Consider the following 18,647-nt stretch of genomic DNA (forward strand, 5'->3'; position numbering starts at 1 on the left):
GCGTTTCAGCCCTGGCGGACGACGGCCAGGGCGTTGGACCAGGCGATGACCTGGTCGAGTAGTTCGGAGAGCGCGTCGAGCTGGCGCGGCTCGGGCTGGAGCGTCACGAAGTTTTCGAAGTCGGTGTAGAACGACAGCGCCACCTGGCCGCGGACGGTTGCCAGTTGCAGTTCGGCGGCGATCAGGCGGAGGTGTTCGACGGCCCGGGCCGCGCCGACGACGCCGTACCCGACGAAGCCGGCCGCCTTGTTGTTCCACTCGCGGTAGAGGTAGTCGATCGCGTTCTTCAGCGCACCCGGTGTCGAGTGGTTGTACTCCGGCGTCACGAACACGTACCCGTCGTACCGATCGATGGTCTCCGACCAGCGCTTCGTGTGCTCACCGGCGTACTGACCTGCCGACGCCGGCAGCGACTCGTCGAGGTGCGGCAGTGGGTGGTCCAGCAGATCCACCAGTTCGAACTTGGCGTCACTACGTGTCGACGCCTGCTCCAGAACCCACTGTCCGACGGCCGCTCCGTGCCGCCCCGGACGGGTGCTTCCGACGATGATCGCGATATTCGTCATGGGCTTCCACCTTGTCTGTCATGATCGATCCCGAGCGGACCGTCGACAGTTGCCAACCGGCCAGGAACGCCTTCCATACCGGCCTCGCCACCCGCACTATTTAGTGCGTCACGCACACGGAGGGAAGAAATGGAACAGGAAGCCACCACCGACCTGTGCGCGTCCGAGGCGTCCCGGCAGCACACCAAAGAGGTCCTCCGCCGAGTCGGCGACACCTGGTCGCTGGCGACGATCTCCCGGCTCATCGACGGGCCGCGCCGGTTCACCGAACTGATGAGCGACCTGCCCGGCATCTCCCACCGCATGCTCACCCAGACACTGCGCTCATTGCAGCGCGATGGCCTCGTCACCCGGACCGCGTACGCCGAGGTGCCACCGCGCGTCGAGTACGCCCTCACCCCACTCGGCCGATCGATGCTCGAACCGCTCACAGAGCTCACGAAATGGGCCGAGAACACCCGCGCCCAGGTCACCGACCACCGCCGTACGTACGACGCCTGAGCGTCAACTGCCGAGGGACGTCCGGAACGCGAGACGACCCCTAAGTGTAGTAAAAAGGTTGAGATAGTAGTTTTATGTACGCGACTCCGCTGCTCACCACACGCCTGGTGGTGGACCTGATGCGTCTGCCCGGCGGGATCTGCAACTGCTGAGCACCTGACGTCGCACATCTCTGGCGACAGCATCGCGGCCCGTCGCGGTGCTGTCGTCCGCCCTGTCATGCTCGCCGTCGCTCGACGGCGCCTTCCTTCAGAGGACTGCCGTGGCCGCCATTCCACGTCGTACCCGATTGACCACACTTTTCATCGCCGTCGCCGTTCTGATCACTGGCTGCGGCGGGCCGAGCAAACCGGCCTCCCCCGACGGACCTCCGCGCACCGGCGGGACGCTCAAGTTGTCCATCTCCGCCGAGCCGGGATGCCTGGATGCGCATGCCGTCTCCGCCACCCAGCAGGCGCTGCTCGGCCGGATCCTGTACGACACGCTGACGACGGTCGACGAGCACGGCAACATAGCGCCGTACCTCGCGGAGTCGTGGAAGGTCTCACCGGATGGCAAGAGCTATACGTTCAAGCTCCGCAAGGGCGTGACCTTCAGCGACGGTGCGCACTGGAACGCCGAGGCGCTCAAGGCGAACTTCGAGCACATGCGCGACCCGAAGACCAAGTCTCCCCTCGCGGCCGCGTACATCGCGCCGTACCAGAGCAGTCAGGTCGTCGACGAGTACACGCTGAAGGTCCAGCTGTCCTACGCCTACACGCCGTTCCTCTACAACCTGGCGCAGTCGTGGCTCGGGATCCTCTCGCCGAAGGCCATCAAGGAGTCGCCACAAATCTTGTGCGACAAGCCGATCGCGAGCGGCCCGTTCGTGCTGGAGAAGTACCAGCGCCAGCAGAGCATCACCTACGTACGGCGTCCCGACTACAACTGGGCACCGTCCTGGCTCAAGCACCAGGGCTCGGCGTATATCGATCGAATCGAGATCACCGTCGTCGCCGAACCGGTCGTCCGCTACAACTCCTTGCTCAGCGGCCAGTACGACATCACCGAGTCCGCCCCACCGCAGAACGCCGAAGCGCTGAAGAAGAACCCGAACTTCACCTACGAGAACCTGGTCCGCACCGGCAACCCGTGGGTCCTGATGTTCAACCTGTCCCGGGCGCCGTTCAACGACCTCAAGGTTCGCCAGGCATTCGTCGCCGCCGTCGACGCACCGGCGATCACCCGCAGCATCGGCTTCGGCACCTTCACCCCGAAGGACAACTACCTCGCCACGCCGACGAAATACTACGACAAGTCGACCGAGGGCAAGCTCAAGTACGACGTCACGCGCGCCAACCAGTTGCTCGATGCCGCCGGCTGGACCGGCCGGGACGCGGACGGCTACCGCACGAAGAACGGCAAGCGCCTGATCGTGATCGCACCAACCGTCGAAGCTGCCACGCCGACACCGCAACTCGTCCAGATCCAAGGCGCGGTGAAGAAGGTCGGCATCGACCTGCAGATCGTGCAACTCCCCCAGGCGCAGCTGACCGAACGACGCTACGACGGCGACTACGACGCGATGGGCGGTGTCTGGCACACCAACACCCCGGACGTGCTGTACATCCGCTTCCACTCCTCCGAGATCACCGGCAAGCGGATCGGCCAGAACGCGGCGTACCTGAACGACCCGCAACTCGACAAGATCCTGCAGACCGCGAGAGAGACGCCGGACGGTCCGGAGGCAGCCAAGTTGTACGGCGAAGCTCAGCAACGGCTTGTCGAACTCGTACCAGGTCTGCCGCTCTACGAGAACAGCAGCCAATGGGCCTACAACAAGTTGGTCAAGGGCATCCAGATCGACACCTCGCATCCGATCCCCGTCTTCACCACCGCCTGGATCGGGAGCTGACCATGCGCTATGTCAAACGCATCGCGGTGCGCCTCGTGCTCGCCGTACTGGTCCTGTGGGGTGCCGCAACGCTTTCGTTCCTCGCGCTTCAGCTGACGGCTGGGGACCCGGCGCTCGCCATCCTGGGCGGACCCGACGCGCGGCCCACCCAGGAGGTTCTCGACCAGGTCCGGCTCGAATACGGACTGAACGATCCGGTCTGGCTGCAGTACCTCCACTACATCGGACGACTCGCCCACGGCGACCTCGGACAGTCCTACGTACTGCGGATCCCGGTGCTGGACGCCATCACGCAGCAGCTCGGCGCGACGGCCCAACTGGCCTTCAGCGCCGGCGTTCTCGCGGTCGTGTCGTCGATCGTGCTCGCACTGATCACCGCTCACCGACGTCCGTGGTTGCGCTCGCTGTTCTCCGGGATCGAGGTCGTGTTCGCCTCCACGCCGACATTCGTGATCGGGTTCGGTCTGCTGATCGCATTCGCGTTCACCGTGCCGCTGTTCCCGATCGGCGGCAACAACGGGCCGTTGGCGCTGGTGTTGCCCGCGGCAACGTTGGCACTCGCGGTGATCGGCACGTTGACCCAGGTGCTGCGCAACGAACTCGAGGACGTCCTCGAGCAGCCGTTCATCCTGACCGCACGGACTCGTGGCCTCACCGACGCGGCCGTCCGGGTGAACCACGCGCTCAGACACGCGCTGATCCCGACCGTGACGATGTCAGGCTTCCTGGTCGCCGCGCTGCTCGGCGGATCGGTCATCACCGAGACGCTGTTCGCCCGCCAGGGCGTGGGCTCGCTGCTGCTGAACGCCGTGTACTCCAAGGACATCCCGCTCGTCCTCGGCGTGGTGATCCTGTCCGCGGGCGTGTACGTCGTCGTCAACCTGATCGTCGACCTCGCCTACACCGCGATCGACCCGAGGGTGGTGACCGCATGACTTTCCGTCCAGGGCTCACGCTGGCCGGGTTCTTCCTGTTCCTGCTCGCGCTGGCCGTCGCCGTACCCAACCTGCTCGCACCGCACGATCCGCTGCTGGTCGACTCCGCGAGCAGCTTCCTGCCACCAGGATCCGGGCACCTGCTGGGCACCGACGACTCCGGCCGGGACGTACTCAGCCGGATGATCTACGGCGCGCGTTTGTCGTTGACCATCGGATTCGCCGCGACGGCCATCGCCGCATTGGGCGGGGTGATCATCGGACTGGTCGCGGGTCTGTCGCACCGGGTCGTCGAAGGCGCGGTGATGCGGTTCCTCGACGTGGCTCTCGCCGTACCGGAACTGCTCCTCGCCCTCGTGGTCATCACCCTGCTCGGCGGCGGCACGCAGAACGCGATCTGGGCCCTCGGCGTCGGCGGCATCCCGTACTACGCACGGCTGGTCCGGGCGCAGGCTCACGTCGTCCGCCGATCGACGTACGTCGAAGCCGCGACCACGCTCGGCCTGTCCCGCCTCCGGGTCGTGGTGCGGCACGTGCTGCCGAACTCGATCAAGCCGCTGCTGGTTCTGGCCACCATCGGCGTCGGCGCGATGATCGGCGCCGGCGCTTCGCTGAGCTTTCTCGGCCTGGGCGCGGCACCGCCGAGTCCGGAGTGGGGCGCCACCTTGTCGGTCGGCCGGAACTTCATCGACAACGCGCCCTGGCTGATCCTCGTCCCGGGCATCACGTTGACCCTGACCGTCGTCTCGATCGCCGTCGTCGGCCGCGAACTGCGCCGCCGCTCAGAGGGAAGGACCGGCCGATGACCATCGACGTCCAGAACCTGTCCGTCACGTTCGGCACCGGCCGGGGCGCCAAGCAGGTCGTCCGCGATGTCAGCTTCAGCGTCGCCGACGGCGAGGCGCTCGCGCTGGTCGGCGAGTCGGGATCCGGCAAGAGCGTGACCGCCCGGACCCTGGTCGGGCTCACCGGGACCGGTGCGACCGTGACCGCGGACAAGCTCAGATTCGAGGGCGAGAACCTGCTCGGCTTCGGCGCACGCGACTGGCGGCGGCTGCGCGGAGGCCGGATCGGATTCGTACTCCAGGACGCACTGGCGTCCCTCGACGGCCTCCGCCCGGTCGGCAAGGAGATCGCCGAACCGCTGTCGCTGCACACCGAGCTCACCCGGCCGCAGCGTGAACGCAAGGTTGTCGAGCTCCTCACCTCCGTCGGCGTACCCGAGCCCGAACTGCGAGCCAAGCAGTACCCGCACGAGCTGTCCGGTGGCCTCAGGCAACGAGCGCTGATCGCGTCCGCGATCGGTACGGCGCCGACGTTCCTGATCGCCGACGAGCCGACGACCGCGCTGGACACGACTGTGCAGGCGCAGATCCTGGAGTTGCTGCGAACGCTCAAGTCAGGCAGTACGTCGATGCTCGTGGTCAGCCACGACCTCGCCGTGGTGGCCCAGATCGCGGAGCGGATCGCGGTGATGCGACGGGGCGAGATCGTCGAGACCGGCACCGTCGACGAAGTGCTCGGCAATCCCCAGCACTCGTACACCAAGGCACTGCTCGACGCCGTACCGTCCCGGCGCTCCCGTGGCCGCCGGCTGACGTCCAGCGAACCCGTCGTACGGCGGGAACCGCGGACCGAGGTGGTGGTCGAGGCCCGAGATCTGGTCAAGCAGTTCACCGGACCGGATCACGTCAGCCGCACCGTGGTGGACGAGGTGTCGTTCGAGCTCCGCGCCGGTGAAACGCTCGGGATCGTGGGCGAGTCCGGATCCGGCAAGACGACGACGGCGCGGATCGTCCTCGGCATCGAGAGCCCATCAGGCGGCGAGGTGCTCGTCAACGGCCGGTCCTGGCACGCGTTGCGCGGCGCGGAGCGACGGCGGGCGCACCGCAACCTGCAGGTGATCTACCAGGACCCGCTCAGTTCGTTCGACCCCAGGTTCACCGTCGGCCGGGTTCTGGACGAGGCCATCTCCGCGCCCAGCCGCGCGGCCCGCCGGCAGCGTGCGGGCGAACTGCTCGATCTCGTGCGCTTGAGCAGTGACTTCCTGCGGCGCCGCCCGATCGAGATGTCCGGCGGTGAACGCCAGCGTGTCGCGATCGCCCGGGCGCTGGTCTCCGAACCCCAGGTCGTCGTCTGCGACGAGCCGGTGTCCGCGCTGGACGTCTCGGTACAGGCCCAGATCCTTGACCTGCTCGCCGACGTTCAGCAGGAGCTCGGCGTCGCCTACCTGTTCATCTCGCACGACCTCGGAGTCGTGCATCACATCGCCGACCGGGTGCTCGTGCTCCGCGACGGCAAGGTCGTCGAGTCCGGCGACATCGAGCAGGTCTTCAGCGCACCCCGGCACGACTACACCCGCGAACTTCTCCACGCGATCCCCGCCCTCGACACCGACCGGTACGACGAAGGAGTGGCCGTCAATGTCTGATCACCGGCCTGAACACATCCATCTCAACCTGTTCGAGATGAACACCCCCGGCCACATCTCGCACGGCCTGTGGACCCATCCGGACAACAACCGGCACCGCTTCAACGAGCTCGGCTTCTGGACCGAGCTGGCCCAGATCCTCGAGGCCGGCCTGTTCGACTCCGTCTTCATCGCCGACGTGATCGGCGCGTACGACGGCTTCCGCGGCGGACCCGAGACGGCGCTGCGGGAGGGCGTGCAGATCCCGAACAACGACCCGCTGCTGGTGGTGCCGGCGATGGCCGCCGTGACCAAGCATCTAGGCTTCGCAGTCACCTTCTCCACCAGCTACGAGCCGCCGTTCGCGTGGGCCCGCCGGCTCAGCACGGTCGACCATCTCACGAACGGGCGGGTCGGCTGGAACGTCGTCACGTCGTACCTGCCGAACGCGGCCCGCAACTTCGGCCTCGCGGATGAGATCGAGCACGACCACCGCTACCAGATCGCCGACGAGTACCTCGACGTCACCTACAAACTCTGGGAAGGGTCATGGGACGACGACGCGGTGCAGCTCGACCGCGACCAACGGATCTACACCGATCCGGCCAAGGTCCGCTACGTCAACCACGAAGGCGCGTATTACAAGGTGGCCGGCCCGCACCTGTCCGAGCCGTCACCACAGCGGACGCCGGTGATCTTCCAGGCCGGGGTCTCCGACGCCGGCAAGGCGTTCGCCGCCAAGCACGCCGAGGCGGTCTTCCTCGGCGGCCGCTCCGTCGACGACCTGCGCAAGCACGCCGACGACATCAGGACCCAGGCCGAGCGGAACGGACGCGGCCGCGACGCCGTCCGGTTCTTCCCCGGCGCGGCCGTCATCGTCGGCCGGAACGACGACGAGGTGGCCCGCAAGGTCGCCGAGTTCGAGCGGCTGCGCAGCGTCGACGGGCACCTGGCCCACGCCGGCGCGGGGCTCGACTGGGCGAAGTACCCCCGGGACACCAGGATCGCGGACATCATCGCCCGCAAGGACCCCGGCTATCAGCGCATCGAGCGCCGCTACGACCAGGACAAGACGGTCGGTGAGATCGTCGACCAGTTCAGCAAGATCTCACGCGGCGCGTTCTTCGTCGCCGGTACGCCCAAGGAGGTCGCCGACACCCTGATCGGTTGGGTCGACGAGTCCGGCGTGCACGGCTTCAACCTGCGCCAGTTCCTCACGCCCGGAACGGCCGAGGACATCGCCACGCTGCTCATCCCCGAGCTCCAGCGGCGCGGCCGGTACCGCGAGTCGTACGCCGACGGCGAGACGCTGCGGGAGCGACTGTTCGGTGCCGGCCGCAACTACCTGCCAGACACCCATCCGGGTGCCCGCTACCGCGACCCGGCCGTCCGCGACGCCGCCGGCTTCACGACCGGCAAGCCGAGCGCTCCCGAAGCCGAGGTGGCGTGATGCGCGCCGCGCGGCACCGCATCGTTTCCGCTCTGGCAGCAGTCGTTGCCCTGGGCGCTCTAGCCGCCGTGGCCGGATGCGGCGCGAGCGCAACGGCCGGTCGACCGGCTGCGGACGGGCAACCCGTGCGCGGCGGCACGTTGAAGTTCGCTGTGTCCGGTGATCCGCTCTGCCTGGACGGGCACGCGATCTCCTCCGGCCTGAACCAGTTCCTCGGCCGGATCGCCTACGACACCGTGACCACGCTGGATCGCGACGGCAACCCGGCGCCGTACCTCGCCGACTCCTGGACGGTCTCCCCCGACGGCAAGACGTACACGTTCAAGCTCAAGCCGGGCGTCACGTTCTCCGACGGCACGGCGTGGAACGCGGAAGCCTTCAAGGTCAACCTCGAGCACATGCGGGACCCGAAGACCAAGTCACCACTCGCGGCCGCGTACATCGCGCCGTACAAGGACTCGAAGGTCGTCGACGACCGCACCCTCGAGGTGCACCTGTCGTACCCGTACACCCCGTTCACCTACGTGCTCGCACAGTCGTGGCTCGGCGTGCTCTCACCGAAGGCGATCAAGGAATCGCCGCAAACGCTGTGCGCCAAGCCGATCACGACCGGACCGTTCGAGGTCGAGAGCTACCACCGCAACCAGAGCATCACCTACGTCAAGCGCAAGGGCTACAACTGGGCACCGACCTGGCTGAACCACACCGGCGAGGCGTACCTGGACCGGATCGAGGTGACGATCGTCCCGGAGGCCGTCGTACGGTTCAATGCGCTCAACAGCAACCAGTACGACATCACCGACCTGGTGCCGCCGCAGAACGCGAAGGCCGTCGAGGCCAACAAGGACCTGACGTTCGAGAACCTGACGAGAACCGGTCATCCGAACGCGATCTGGTTCAACACCTCCCGCGCGCCGCTCAACGATCTGGCGGTACGACGCGCCGTCGTGGCGGCCGTCGACGTCGCCGCGGTCGCGAAGAGCGTCGGCTTCGGGTACTTCCCGGTGAAGGACAACTACCTCGCCTCGAACTCGAAGTACTACGACAAAACCACCGAGGGCATCCTCAAGTACGACGTACCCCTCGCCAACCAACTGCTCGACCAGGCCGGCTGGACCGCACGCGACGCACAGGGTTATCGCACCAAGGCCGGCAAGCGACTCTCGCTCGCGCTGCCGACGGTCGAGAGCGCTACGCCCAGCCCGCAACTCGTCCAGATCCAGGGCCAGCTGAAGTCGGTCGGCATCGACCTGCGGATCGAACAGTTGCCGCAGGCCCAGGTCACCGACCGCCGGTACGCCGGCGACTACGACCTGACCTCCGGCTACTGGCACACCAACACCACCGACGTGCTCTATATCCGCTACAGCTCCGCGGAGATCTCGACCAGTGCCCGCATCGGCCAGAACGCGTCGTACCTGAAGGACGCGAAGCTCGACGACCTCCTACTGAAGGCACGCCAGACCCCGGACGGTCCCGCGGCGGCCAAGCTGTACAGCGCCGCGCAGCACCGGCTGATCGAACTGGTCCCCGCGCTGCCGCTGTGGGAGGCGAACGCGCAGTGGGCCTATCACAAGCGACTGCACGGGGTCGCCGTCGACACCTCCCACCCGCAGCCGGTGCTCACCGGCGCCTGGCTCGCATCCCGATGAGAGGACCAACAGTGGACTACGAAGACCTGGCAAGCCGCTTCCGGCCGATCTTCGAGCGCATCGCGGAAGGTGCGGTCGCCCGCGAACGTGACCGGGAGCTGCCGTTCAAGGAGATCGAGTGGTTGCGAGAGGCGGGATTCGGCGCGGTCCGGGTCCCGGTGGCGTACGGCGGATCGGGCGCGAGCCTGCCGCAACTGTTCCGGCTGCTGATCGAGCTCGGTGAAGCCGACTCGAATCTCCCGCAGCTGCTGCGTGGCCATTTCGCGTTCACGGAGGCGCGACTGATCGACACCGATCAGCACGCCCGGGAGCGCTGGGGCCGCGAGATCGCGGGCGGGGCGCTGATCGGAAACGCCTCCAGCGAGCTGGGGAACAGCTCACTCGCAGACACCAGGACCACGTTGAGCCCGGACGGGTTGCTCAACGGGACGAAGTACTACAGCACCGGGACGCTCTTCGCCGACTGGATCTCGGTCGGCGGGGTACGCGCGGACGACCGGGTGTCGGTGAGCGTGCCCGCCGACTCCGCCGGCATCACGCGGTCGGACGACTGGGACGGATTCGGTCAGCGGCTGACCGGCAGCGGTACGACGGTATTCGAGGACGTCGAGGTCGCACCGGAGAACATCTACCAGTTCCGTGATCGCGGGCCGAGCCACCTGCTGGCGTTCTTCCAGCTGGTGCTGCTGGCAACACTCGCGGGTATCGGGCGCGCGGTCGTCCGGGACGCTGTCGGTTTCGTCAAGCCCCGCGACCGGACGTACGCCGCGGCGGTGAACCCGGTGCCACGGGAAGATCCGCTCGTACAGCAGGTCGTCGGACAGTTGTCGGCGTGGTCGTTCACCGCAGAGGCCGCCGTACTGGCCGCGGCCGAGCAGACCGGCGAGGCAGCCGACGCCGCCAGAGCCGGCGTACTCACCCCCGGCCTGGTCGACGCGGCCGAGGTCGCCACGTACCAGGCGCAGCTGACGGTCATCGACCTGGTGTTGCGCGCGGCAACCACTTTGTTCGAGGTGGGTGGTGCGTCGGCGACCAGCACGACCCGCCAGCTCGACCGTCACTGGCGCAACGCCCGCACCGTCGCGAATCACAATCCGGCGATCTACAAGTCCCGCCTGATCGGCGACTACCTGCTGAACGACGTCGCCCCGAGCAGCGCCTGGAACGCTGCTCGGGGCTGAACCCGCTGGCCGGCCGCCTCAGGCTGAGGCGGCCAGTCGGCCGAAGCCACTGCGATGGAAGATCAACGGCGGGGATGTGTCCGCGTGGTCGACGGCATGCAACTGGAGCAGCACCACGACATGGTCGCCGGCCTCGACCTCGCGGTAGATCGAGCAGTCGAAGCGCGCGAGCCCGTCGTTGAGGGTGACCGCGCCCTCCGCGGTCGCACTGATGGCGACCCCGTCGAACCGCCGGTTGACCGGCCCGGCCAGCTGACGGCAGACCTCGCCGTGGTGATCGGCCAGCACCGTGAGTCCGAGCCTGGCGGCGCGCCGCAGCGCCGGCCACGTCTTGGAGGCCTTCGCCACCGACACCGAGACCAGCGGCGGATCCAGGCTCACCGACGTGAACGAACTTGCCGCAAGCCCGACCAGCGTCCGATCGACTTCGGCCGCCACCGCCACCACACCACTCGGGAAGGCGCCGAACGCAGCCCTCAACAACGTCGGATCAAGATCCTGATTCGTCGGGAACGTACTCATGCCGGGAGCCGCCCGAGCAACGTGGACACCCTCGGACGCGTGATCTCGAGCCAGTCCGCGTAGGCCGACGGATCGTCGTACTGACTGTCGACGACATAGAGCGCGCGCCCGGGCACGATCCCACCGAGCTCGGTCAGCAAAGGCCGCAGGTGGAGCTCAGGTGCCAGCGCGTGTCCCGGTCCCGCGCCCAGCATCAGCGGTACGGCGACGCCTCGGAGGCCGGTCCCGCCGGCGAACCGATCGAGGAACAGCTTCAGCAATCCGGTGTAGGTCGCCTTGTACGTCGGACTCGCGACCACGACGAGGTCTGCCGAGCCGACCCGGTCGACCAGCTCGCTGACGGCAGTCGAGTGCCAGTCCAGGACCTCTGCCCCCAGCGTGGCGAGATCCACGACAAGATCCGGCTCCACACCGGTGAGCTCGCGCGCGACCAGCGTGGCGGCTGTCAGGGTGCGGCTCTGCGGCTTGGGGTTGCCGACGACGACTGCCGTGCTCACGAGGCCGCCTTTCCGGCCGGTCCGGCGAACGGGACGGACGCCCGTGACACAACCGGCGCCGGATGCTGCCAGCGGCCACGGCGCGCGAGTTCAGGCAACACGCCTTCGCCGAACCAGTACGCCTCTTCCAGGTGGGGGTATCCGGACAGCACGAACTCCTCGATCCCGACGGCGGCGTACTGCTCGACCAGGTCGGCGATGTCGCCGTAGGAACCGACCATCGCGGTGCCCGCGCCGCCGCGCACCAAGCCGACGCCGGCCCAGAGATTCGGGTAGATCTCCAGGCCGTCCTTCGTGCCCTCGTTGAGTGCGAGCATCCGGCGCTGCCCCTCTGCCTCGCTGCGCTTCAGACCTGCTTGCACGGTGGCGATCTGCTCGTCGGAGATCCCGTCGAGCAGTCGCGCCGCCTCGGCCCACGCCGCTTCGGATGTCTCGCGAGCGATGGTGTGCAGCCGGATGCCGTACCGCAGCTCACGCCCTTCGCCGGCAGCCAACTTGCGCACCCGGGCGATCTTCTCCCCGACCGCCTCCGGCGGTTCGCCCCAGGTCAGGTAGACGTCGGCGTGCCGCGCCGCGACGGTGAGCGCCGCGTCGGACGAGCCTCCGAAGTAGATGTCCGGGACCGGGTCGGGTCGCTGCGCGAGCGTCGCCTCCTCGACCTGGAGGTGACGGCCCTGGAACGTCACGGTCTCCCCCGCCCAGAGCCGGGTGACGATCTCGAGGAACTCGCCGCATCGCTCGTAGCGGCCCTCCTTGTCCAGGAAGTCACCGAACATCCGCTGCTCGTGGCTCTCCCCGCCGGTCACCACGTTCAGCAGCAACCGCCCGCCGGAGAGGTTCTGGAAACTGCCCGCCATCTGGGCCGCCAGGAACGGCGAGATCAACCCCGGACGGAACGCGACCAGGAACTGCAGGCGCTCGGTCACGGTGCTGAGCATCGCCGTACTGATCCAGGCGTCCTCGCACCAGGCACCGGCCGGGGTGAGTGCGGCCTCGAAACCGAGCTGCTCCGCACTGCGCGCGATCTGGCCCAGGTACGGCACGGAGGCGGGACGCCCGGACGCACCGGCCGTCACGCCGTGACCGCCGCCGACCACTTGACGGCCGTCGCCGCCGTTGGTCGGCAGGAACCAATGGAACTTGAGCTGTTCTGACATCCAGGTCCTCTCAGATCTGTCCGTGCCGTGGCGGGAGTACGCGGTCCACGGCCCAGCGCCCCAGGTGCTGGACCTTCCACGCCGCGGGATCGTGCAGGGTGTGCGTGCGCGCGTTGCGCCAATGCCGGTCGAGATCGAGCTCGGCCAGCGCGGATCGGGTGCCGGACACCTCGAACAACCTGCTCGACACCTCGACGGACGTCTTCGTCGTGATCGCCCGCGCCGCGGCCACCGCGAGACTGGCGGCACCTGCCGACTCCGCGGTGAGGTCGCCGTTCGCGCGATCGAGCGCGCGACCCGCCTCAGCGAGTACGGCGTCCGCGGCCCGCACGGCAAGCTCCAGCTCGCCGAACGCCTGCACGACCAGCGGGTCGTCCGCGGCGCGTTCCACGCCTGCATCCGGGTACGGGCGGCTCTTCGTGCGGACGAATTCGGCGGCATCGTCGAGCGCCGCGCGAGCGATCCCGGCGTCGATCGCCGCGTGCAGAAGCTGCGCATAAGCGCCGTACGTCTGCGGGGTGTCGAACATGACGGCGTACGGCGTGATCCACTCGTCGGTGACCGCGACCTCGGTCAACCGGACGGTGCCGCTCGCCGTGGTTCGCTGCCCGACGGCATCCCAGTCGTCGATGATCTCGAGGCCCGGTGCGTCGCGATCAACCCAGGCGACAGCCATCGGCCCGTCGACGCCGCGATGTGCCAGCACCGCGACCCGATCGGCGAGCAGCGCGCCGGTGCAGTAGAACTTGGTGCCGTCCAGCCGCCAACGACCGGGACCGTCGGGCGTCAGCGTCGTCCGGAAGTCGCGGACATGGGCCGTACCTCGCTCGGACTGCGCGTTACCGATGGTCCGCCCGCGGAGGACCTCGCCGAAGATCTGCTGCTTCTGCTCCTCCGTACCCTGCTGGACCGCCTGGTTCAGGTAGACGAAGTGGCTGTGCGGGATCTGCGCGACGTTCGGGTCGGCGACCGCGACGATGCGGAACACCTCGGCCACCACGGACGGCGGGAGACCCGCCCCGCCGTACTCCGGCGGCACCGTGATCGCCAACAGGCCGCTCTCGGCCAGTCCGCGGACCTCGACGACCGGGAGGAGCCTCTTGGAGTCCCGCTCCACCGCGCCGACGGCGATCTCGGCCGCCTGCCGCCGGGCGACCAGCGTTGCCTCCTCGGCATCGAGGACCGGGACCCGCGCTGCCGCCGCCGGCGTGAGCGTCATCCGACCCGCTCCCGCTCGGCGGCCTCCAGCTCACGGACGATCGGCAGAACCTTCTGACCGAAGTACTCGACGTCCTCGAGGTAGTGCAGGAAGCCGAGGAGGAACAGGTCCACCCCACGCCGCTTGTACTCCACGATGCGCTCCGCGACCTGCTCCGGCGTACCGATCAGACCGGTCCGGAAGCCGTCGTTGTACTGCACCAGGTCGGCGAACTCCGAGTCCTGCCACATGCCCTTCTTGTCCGACGTCGACTGCCCCGCCTGCCTGACCGCCGCGCCGAAGCCCTCGACCGCCTCGTGGTCGGCCTTGTCGATGATCTCCCGCAGCACGTCTCGGGCCTCCACCTCGGTGTCCCGCGCCACCACGAACCCGTTCACCCCGAACCGCACCGACCGGCCGTGCACCTGGGCCACGTCACTCACGTCGCGGATCTGTTCCTCGATCCCCTCGGGCGTGTTGCCGTTCGCGAAGTACCAGTCCGAGACCCGGCCGGCCATGCCGCGGGCGTCACTCGAGTTGCCGCCCTGGAAGATCTCCGGGTACGGCCGTCCCGCGGACACGACCGGCTTCGGTTTCAAGTCGAAGTCGTGCAACCGGTAGAAGTCGCCGCTGAACTCGGCGTGCTCCGACGTCCAGATCTCCCGCACGTACCGGATGAACTCCTCCGAACGCCGGTATCGCTCACCGTGCTCCAGCCACGGCTCGCCAAGCTTGGTGAACTCGTCCTTGAACCAGCCGCTCACCACGTTGATCGCGGCCCGGCCACCGGACATCTGGTCGGCGCTTGCGATGAACTTCGCGAGCACACCGGGCTGCCACAGGCCCGGGTGGATCGCCGCGATCACCTTCAGCCGCTCGGTGGCCAGCAGCAGCGCGAGGCTGAAGCTCGTGGACTCGTGCTGGTACGCCGCGCCGTACGACGCGATGTAGCGGACCTGGGTCAGCGCATACTCGAACCCGTTGTTCTCGGCCAGGACGGCGAGCTGCCGGTTGTACTCGTAGCTCCAGTCGGTGCGCTGCTCGATCTTGCTGACCACCAGGCCGCCACTCACGTTCGGCACCCAGTAGGCGAACTTCAGCGGATCTCTGCTGGTCATGTGCCGGCTCCCTCGACGACGCCCGTCTCACGTTCTGATTCGGTGGTTAATGTCGACAGGATTACTGGACAATGGGAAGGGTTCAAGGGTGTTGCTGCCAGCTATTGCCGATCACCGGATCGGTGGATCCGAGAACGACGGAGGTGGAGATGCGTATCGAGCAGCTCGAGTTCATCGCGGCCGTGACCCAGCACGGTTCACTGCGCCGCGCGAGCGAGCATCTGCACATCTCCCAGCCGGCGCTCAGTGAGGCGATCGCGAAGCTCGAACGCGAACTCGGCGTACCACTGCTCGACCGTCGCCGGTCCGGAGCCCGGATCAGCGCCGAGGGACGCGACCTGCTGCGGAACATGATCGAGGTCCTGGAAGCGGTCGACCGGCTGAAGTCCGCCGCCGGCGACCGGACAGCTGCCGCCCGCATGCTCCGCATCGGCACGGTGAACGCCGGTACGTCGTCCCTGCTGCTGCCCGCGCTGCGCAGATTCCAGGCCGCCCGGCCCGGCGCGACCGTCGAGATCCGCAACCTCCAACAGAGCGAGATCGAAACCTCGCTCGCCGAGGGCGGTCTCGACGTCGGCCTCGTCAACCTGCTCAGCGGCGACGACACGCCACCCGGCCTGGAAGGTACGCCGGTCCGCCACGGACATCCGGTGGTGGTCATGCCGACCGGCCACGAACTCGCCTCCCGGGCAGAGGTAACCGTCGACGAACTGCGCGCCGAGCCCTTCGTCGGCATGCGCGCCGGCTACGTGATGCACCGCTTCGCGCACCGGATCTTCGGTTCGGCACTCCCCCGCGACTGGCACAGCACCGACGGTGCCGAGATGGGCAAGACGATGGTCGCCGAAGGTTTCGGCCTGACCGTGCTCCCCGACTACAGCGTGACCGACGATCTCCTGACCCGCACCGGCCTGATCACGAGCCGCCCCATCGCGGACGACCGCACAGCCGTCACGATGGTCGTTCTCCAACGCCGCGAATCCCGCCCCACGCGCGCCGTCCAGGACCTGGTCGCCACGCTCACCGACCCGCACGACCGGCCCCGGCTCGCCTCCTGAGTCAGCACCCCGACTCGAGGGTGGCGATGAACGCGTCCGCCGCCGCGTCGACTCGCACGCGGTCGCCGGTCGTGAGCAGGTCGAGGAGAAGACCGCGCAACATCGCGATCACCAGCGTCGCCGTACGTCGGGCATCAGGATCATCCGCGCCGGCCGCGAACGCGTTGACCGGGTCGGCGATGACGTGGTCGAGGAAGTCCGTGAAGCTCCCAGGCGCCTGGAGCGCCTGCCCGTAAACCGCGAAGAACAGCCGGAACTCGCCGGCCCGCTCCGGCGCGGACGCACGGTCCCAGACTCGCCGCACATACGCCGGCAGTTCCGTGTCCGCACCGTCAGGTGGTGCCGTCTCGGCGAGGATCCGCTCCCGGAGCCGCTCCTGGACAGCCTGGATCATCTGTTCTTTGCTCCCGAACCGGTGCACGAGCGTGGTCGGCGTAACACCGAGCGCCGACGCCAGCGGCCGCCAGGTGAGCTCCGCGAAGCTGTGCTCGACGGCGTATCCGACGACGGCGTCGAGGAGTTCGTCACGACGCTGCTGATTCACGGGCCTGCCGGCCATCGCAATCCTTTCGCTTGAATTCCTTGAACGATCGTATCAATAATTGGCGTCAGGCAGCAGTCCCACAGGAGGCAGATATGCACATCTTCGTCACCGGCGCATCCGGGTGGATCGGTTCCCGCCTGGTCCCAGACCTCGTTGCGCACGACCACACGGTCTCCGCGCTGGCGCGCTCGGATCGTTCCGCGACCGCTTTACGGTCGACCGGCGTGGACGTCGTACCCGGGACACTCGACGACCACGACGTCCTCGGCGCCGCGGCGGCGAGCGCGGACGCGGTGGTGCACCTGGGTTTCAAGCACGACCTCGCGTTCGCCGGGAACTACGCCCAGGCGGCACAGGACGACAGGGCCGTGGTCGACGTGTTCGCGGAGCGGCTGTCCGGCACCGGCAAGGCGCTGGTGGTCGCATCGGGGATCCTCGGCGTCGTCGGTGTGGCACCTGGCGTCGTTGCGACCGAGAACGACGGCCGCATCGCGCACGCCGCGGCCGGGCCGATCAGCGGCGGTGGAGACCGGTCCGAGACCGCGCGGCACGTACTCTCGCTCGCGGATCGCGACATCCGGTCGAGCATCGTCAGGCTTCCGCCGGCCACGCACGGCGCCGGCGACAACGGGTTCACCGCGGCGGCTGTGGCGGCCGCCAGGGCTGCGGGCGCGTCGGCGTACGCGGGCGACGGCGCCAACAGATGGCCGGCGGTGCATCGGGACGACGCCGCGACCCTGTTCCGGCTCGCGGCGGAGTCGGCCCCGGCGGGCTCGGTCCTGCACGCGGTCGGCGAGGAAGGCGTACCGATCCGCGAGGTCGCCGAGGCGATTGCGGCCGGCCTCGGCCTGCCCGCGATCTCGGTGCCGGAATCCCAGATCGGCGGCTACCTCGGCTTCCTCGGCGGCTTCTGGTCGACCGACGGCCCGGCGTCCGCGCACCGCACCCATGAGCTGCTGGGCTGGAAGGCCACCCGGGCGACGTGGCTCGACGACCTCCGTGGAGATGCCTACTACCGGAATTGAGCAAACCTGTCCGCGATGCGATCTGATACATAGAACAACCTTCTCGCTATTTAGTATTACCACCTGCGACACATATCGACTGGCGAGGAGTGGGTTCGATGGTCATCTCGGCGGAGCGGCTTGCCGCCCGGTTGCGGCACGGGGTGCCGACCGTCGTCCTCGAGGTCGGTCGGGACTCGGATGCGGGGTACCTGGACGGGCATCTGCCCGGGGCACACTCGATCGTGCTGGAGCTGGATCTCGTCGGGCGCCGGACAGAGACGTCCGGCAACGCGCCGCTGCCGGACGCCGGTGAACTGCAGGGCGTGTTGCGGCGGTGCGGCGTGGACGACGGCAGCACAGTCGTCGTCTACTCGCGGGACAACCCCGCGGTCGCGATCCGGGCCTGGTGGACGCTGCGCTGGGCGGGTCTCGCGGACGTGCGGTTCCTCGATGGCGGACTGCGGGCGTGGCAACGAGTCGGCGAGGAGCTGGACACCGACGTTCCGAAGTCCGCCGAGGGTTCGGTGGTGGTTCGCCCCGGCTCGTTGCCGGTCCTCTCCCCCGACGACGCCGCTCGGCTCGCATCGACCGGGCACCTGCTCGACGCCCGCGGTACGGCGGCGTACCTCGGCGACCCGCAGCTCCCACGGGCCGGGCACATCCCCGGCGCCCACAGCGTTCCCGGCTCGGCCAACTTCGCGGACGGCGAGCTGCTCGACACGGAGGCCCTGAAGGAGCTGTACGGGACGTATCTCGATGGACGTGAGATCGGTGCGTACTGCGGAAGCGGGGTGTCAGCGAGCACGACTGTGCTCGCGCTGGCGCAACTCGGGATCGAGGTGGCGCTGTACCCGGGCTCGTGGTCACAGTGGATCACCGACCCGGCGCGCCCGTCCGCAACGGGCGACCGCCCCGGCGCCCACCCTGGCTGACACGCCCCCAACCGCCGGCGGCCGG

General features: G+C 68.3%; 18 protein-coding genes. 11 read left to right on the forward strand and 7 right to left on the reverse strand.

From position 1 onward, the window contains the following. Positions 1–5 precede the first annotated feature (5 nt). Positions 6–566 (reverse strand): NADPH-dependent FMN reductase, encoded by a 561-nt coding sequence (locus ACFYRH_RS18200; RefSeq protein ID WP_387775890.1) that lies wholly within the window; start codon positions 564–566, stop codon positions 6–8. A 129-nt stretch (positions 567–695) separates the two neighbouring features. Between ACFYRH_RS18200 and ACFYRH_RS18205 the strand changes: the two genes are divergently transcribed. The 8 genes from ACFYRH_RS18205 to ACFYRH_RS18240 all read left to right on the forward strand — a co-directional run bounded on the left by ACFYRH_RS18205 (position 696) and on the right by ACFYRH_RS18240 (position 10,589). Then, positions 696–1,067, forward strand: coding sequence for a winged helix-turn-helix transcriptional regulator (locus ACFYRH_RS18205; RefSeq protein ID WP_387775893.1), 372 nt, complete (start codon positions 696–698; stop codon positions 1,065–1,067). A 289-nt stretch (positions 1,068–1,356) separates the two neighbouring features. Then, positions 1,357–2,961, forward strand: coding sequence for an ABC transporter substrate-binding protein (locus ACFYRH_RS18210; protein ID WP_387775896.1), 1,605 nt, complete (start codon positions 1,357–1,359; stop codon positions 2,959–2,961). A gap of 2 nt (positions 2,962–2,963) precedes the next feature. Continuing rightward, entirely contained in the window at positions 2,964–3,896 is a 933-nt protein-coding gene (locus ACFYRH_RS18215; protein WP_387775899.1) for an ABC transporter permease, read from the forward strand. Beyond that, on the forward strand, positions 3,893–4,702 hold the full coding sequence (locus tag ACFYRH_RS18220; protein WP_387775902.1) for an ABC transporter permease: 810 nt from the start codon (positions 3,893–3,895) through the stop codon (positions 4,700–4,702). The genes ACFYRH_RS18215 and ACFYRH_RS18220 overlap by 4 nt, the downstream gene beginning before the upstream one ends. Then, on the forward strand, positions 4,699–6,327 hold the full coding sequence (locus ACFYRH_RS18225) for a dipeptide ABC transporter ATP-binding protein (RefSeq protein WP_387775905.1): 1,629 nt from the start codon (positions 4,699–4,701) through the stop codon (positions 6,325–6,327). The genes ACFYRH_RS18220 and ACFYRH_RS18225 overlap by 4 nt, the downstream gene beginning before the upstream one ends. Then, positions 6,320–7,756 carry an LLM class flavin-dependent oxidoreductase gene (locus ACFYRH_RS18230; RefSeq protein ID WP_387775908.1) on the forward strand — a complete coding sequence of 479 codons (1,437 nt, stop codon included), beginning with the start codon at positions 6,320–6,322 and terminating at the stop codon, positions 7,754–7,756. The genes ACFYRH_RS18225 and ACFYRH_RS18230 overlap by 8 nt, the downstream gene beginning before the upstream one ends. Further along, complete coding sequence (locus tag ACFYRH_RS18235) at positions 7,756–9,408, forward strand: ABC transporter substrate-binding protein (RefSeq protein WP_387775911.1); 1,653 nt, start codon at positions 7,756–7,758, stop codon at positions 9,406–9,408. The genes ACFYRH_RS18230 and ACFYRH_RS18235 overlap by 1 nt, the downstream gene beginning before the upstream one ends. Before the next feature lie 11 nt (positions 9,409–9,419). Then, positions 9,420–10,589: an acyl-CoA dehydrogenase family protein gene (locus ACFYRH_RS18240; protein WP_387775914.1), complete on the forward strand. Its 1,170-nt coding sequence runs from the start codon at positions 9,420–9,422 to the stop codon at positions 10,587–10,589. An 18-nt stretch (positions 10,590–10,607) separates the two neighbouring features. Here ACFYRH_RS18240 and ACFYRH_RS18245 read toward each other — a convergent pair whose 3' ends face one another. Genes ACFYRH_RS18245 through sfnG form a run of 5 tightly spaced genes read right to left on the reverse strand, consistent with a single transcriptional unit; the run spans position 10,608 to position 15,081 of the window. Beyond that, a complete protein-coding gene (locus ACFYRH_RS18245) occupies positions 10,608–11,111 on the reverse strand; it encodes a flavin reductase family protein (RefSeq protein ID WP_387775917.1) in 504 nt (167 codons plus the stop codon). After that, positions 11,108–11,608: an NAD(P)H-dependent oxidoreductase gene (locus ACFYRH_RS18250; RefSeq protein WP_387775920.1), complete on the reverse strand. Its 501-nt coding sequence runs from the start codon at positions 11,606–11,608 to the stop codon at positions 11,108–11,110. The genes ACFYRH_RS18245 and ACFYRH_RS18250 overlap by 4 nt, the downstream gene beginning before the upstream one ends. Further along, a complete protein-coding gene (locus tag ACFYRH_RS18255) occupies positions 11,605–12,765 on the reverse strand; it encodes an LLM class flavin-dependent oxidoreductase (protein ID WP_387775923.1) in 1,161 nt (386 codons plus the stop codon). The genes ACFYRH_RS18250 and ACFYRH_RS18255 overlap by 4 nt, the downstream gene beginning before the upstream one ends. A gap of 10 nt (positions 12,766–12,775) precedes the next feature. Beyond that, positions 12,776–13,984: an SfnB family sulfur acquisition oxidoreductase gene (locus tag ACFYRH_RS18260; RefSeq protein ID WP_387775926.1), complete on the reverse strand. Its 1,209-nt coding sequence runs from the start codon at positions 13,982–13,984 to the stop codon at positions 12,776–12,778. After that, the gene (sfnG, locus tag ACFYRH_RS18265) at positions 13,981–15,081 is read right to left on the reverse strand and encodes a dimethylsulfone monooxygenase SfnG (RefSeq protein ID WP_387775929.1); all 1,101 of its coding nucleotides are present in this window, start codon (positions 15,079–15,081) and stop codon (positions 13,981–13,983) included. The genes ACFYRH_RS18260 and sfnG overlap by 4 nt, the downstream gene beginning before the upstream one ends. 149 nt (positions 15,082–15,230) lie before the next feature. On the opposite strand from sfnG, the gene ACFYRH_RS18270 reads away from it, so the two are divergent. After that, complete coding sequence (locus ACFYRH_RS18270) at positions 15,231–16,139, forward strand: LysR family transcriptional regulator (protein ID WP_387775932.1); 909 nt, start codon at positions 15,231–15,233, stop codon at positions 16,137–16,139. 1 nt (position 16,140) lies between these two features. Here ACFYRH_RS18270 and ACFYRH_RS18275 read toward each other — a convergent pair whose 3' ends face one another. Further along, on the reverse strand, positions 16,141–16,698 hold the full coding sequence (locus ACFYRH_RS18275) for a TetR/AcrR family transcriptional regulator (protein ID WP_387775935.1): 558 nt from the start codon (positions 16,696–16,698) through the stop codon (positions 16,141–16,143). Between the two features lie 77 nt (positions 16,699–16,775). On the opposite strand from ACFYRH_RS18275, the gene ACFYRH_RS18280 reads away from it, so the two are divergent. Together ACFYRH_RS18280 and ACFYRH_RS18285 are read left to right on the forward strand one after the other, a co-directional pair. Beyond that, complete coding sequence (locus ACFYRH_RS18280; RefSeq protein ID WP_387775938.1) at positions 16,776–17,708, forward strand: NAD-dependent epimerase/dehydratase family protein; 933 nt, start codon at positions 16,776–16,778, stop codon at positions 17,706–17,708. 98 nt (positions 17,709–17,806) lie between these two features. Further along, the gene (locus ACFYRH_RS18285) at positions 17,807–18,622 is read left to right on the forward strand and encodes a sulfurtransferase (protein ID WP_387775941.1); all 816 of its coding nucleotides are present in this window, start codon (positions 17,807–17,809) and stop codon (positions 18,620–18,622) included. Positions 18,623–18,647: the final 25 nt, after the last annotated feature.

Origin of the sequence: Kribbella sp. NPDC004875 (genome assembly GCF_042873375.1) — a bacterium.
In the GTDB taxonomy this organism is placed as follows: Bacteria; Actinomycetota; Actinomycetes; order Propionibacteriales; family Kribbellaceae; genus Kribbella.

Bases quoted from the DNA above. Each gene is read 5' to 3' on its own strand.
- ACFYRH_RS18200 (WP_387775890.1), bottom strand. From the start codon at position 566: ATGACGAATATCGCGATCATCGTCGGAAGCACCCGTCCGGGGCGGCAC.
- ACFYRH_RS18205 (WP_387775893.1), top strand. From the start codon at position 696: ATGGAACAGGAAGCCACCACCGACCTGTGCGCGTCCGAGGCGTCCCGG.
- ACFYRH_RS18215 (WP_387775899.1), top strand. From the start codon at position 2,964: ATGCGCTATGTCAAACGCATCGCGGTGCGCCTCGTGCTCGCCGTACTG.
- ACFYRH_RS18220 (WP_387775902.1), top strand. From the start codon at position 3,893: ATGACTTTCCGTCCAGGGCTCACGCTGGCCGGGTTCTTCCTGTTCCTG.
- ACFYRH_RS18225 (WP_387775905.1), top strand. From the start codon at position 4,699: ATGACCATCGACGTCCAGAACCTGTCCGTCACGTTCGGCACCGGCCGG.
- ACFYRH_RS18230 (WP_387775908.1), top strand. From the start codon at position 6,320: ATGTCTGATCACCGGCCTGAACACATCCATCTCAACCTGTTCGAGATG.
- ACFYRH_RS18235 (WP_387775911.1), top strand. From the start codon at position 7,756: ATGCGCGCCGCGCGGCACCGCATCGTTTCCGCTCTGGCAGCAGTCGTT.
- ACFYRH_RS18245 (WP_387775917.1), bottom strand. From the start codon at position 11,111: ATGAGTACGTTCCCGACGAATCAGGATCTTGATCCGACGTTGTTGAGG.
- ACFYRH_RS18255 (WP_387775923.1), bottom strand. From the start codon at position 12,765: ATGTCAGAACAGCTCAAGTTCCATTGGTTCCTGCCGACCAACGGCGGC.
- ACFYRH_RS18260 (WP_387775926.1), bottom strand. From the start codon at position 13,984: ATGACGCTCACGCCGGCGGCGGCAGCGCGGGTCCCGGTCCTCGATGCC.
- sfnG (WP_387775929.1), bottom strand. From the start codon at position 15,081: ATGACCAGCAGAGATCCGCTGAAGTTCGCCTACTGGGTGCCGAACGTG.
- ACFYRH_RS18270 (WP_387775932.1), top strand. From the start codon at position 15,231: ATGCGTATCGAGCAGCTCGAGTTCATCGCGGCCGTGACCCAGCACGGT.
- ACFYRH_RS18275 (WP_387775935.1), bottom strand. From the start codon at position 16,698: ATGGCCGGCAGGCCCGTGAATCAGCAGCGTCGTGACGAACTCCTCGAC.
- ACFYRH_RS18280 (WP_387775938.1), top strand. From the start codon at position 16,776: ATGCACATCTTCGTCACCGGCGCATCCGGGTGGATCGGTTCCCGCCTG.
- ACFYRH_RS18285 (WP_387775941.1), top strand. From the start codon at position 17,807: ATGGTCATCTCGGCGGAGCGGCTTGCCGCCCGGTTGCGGCACGGGGTG.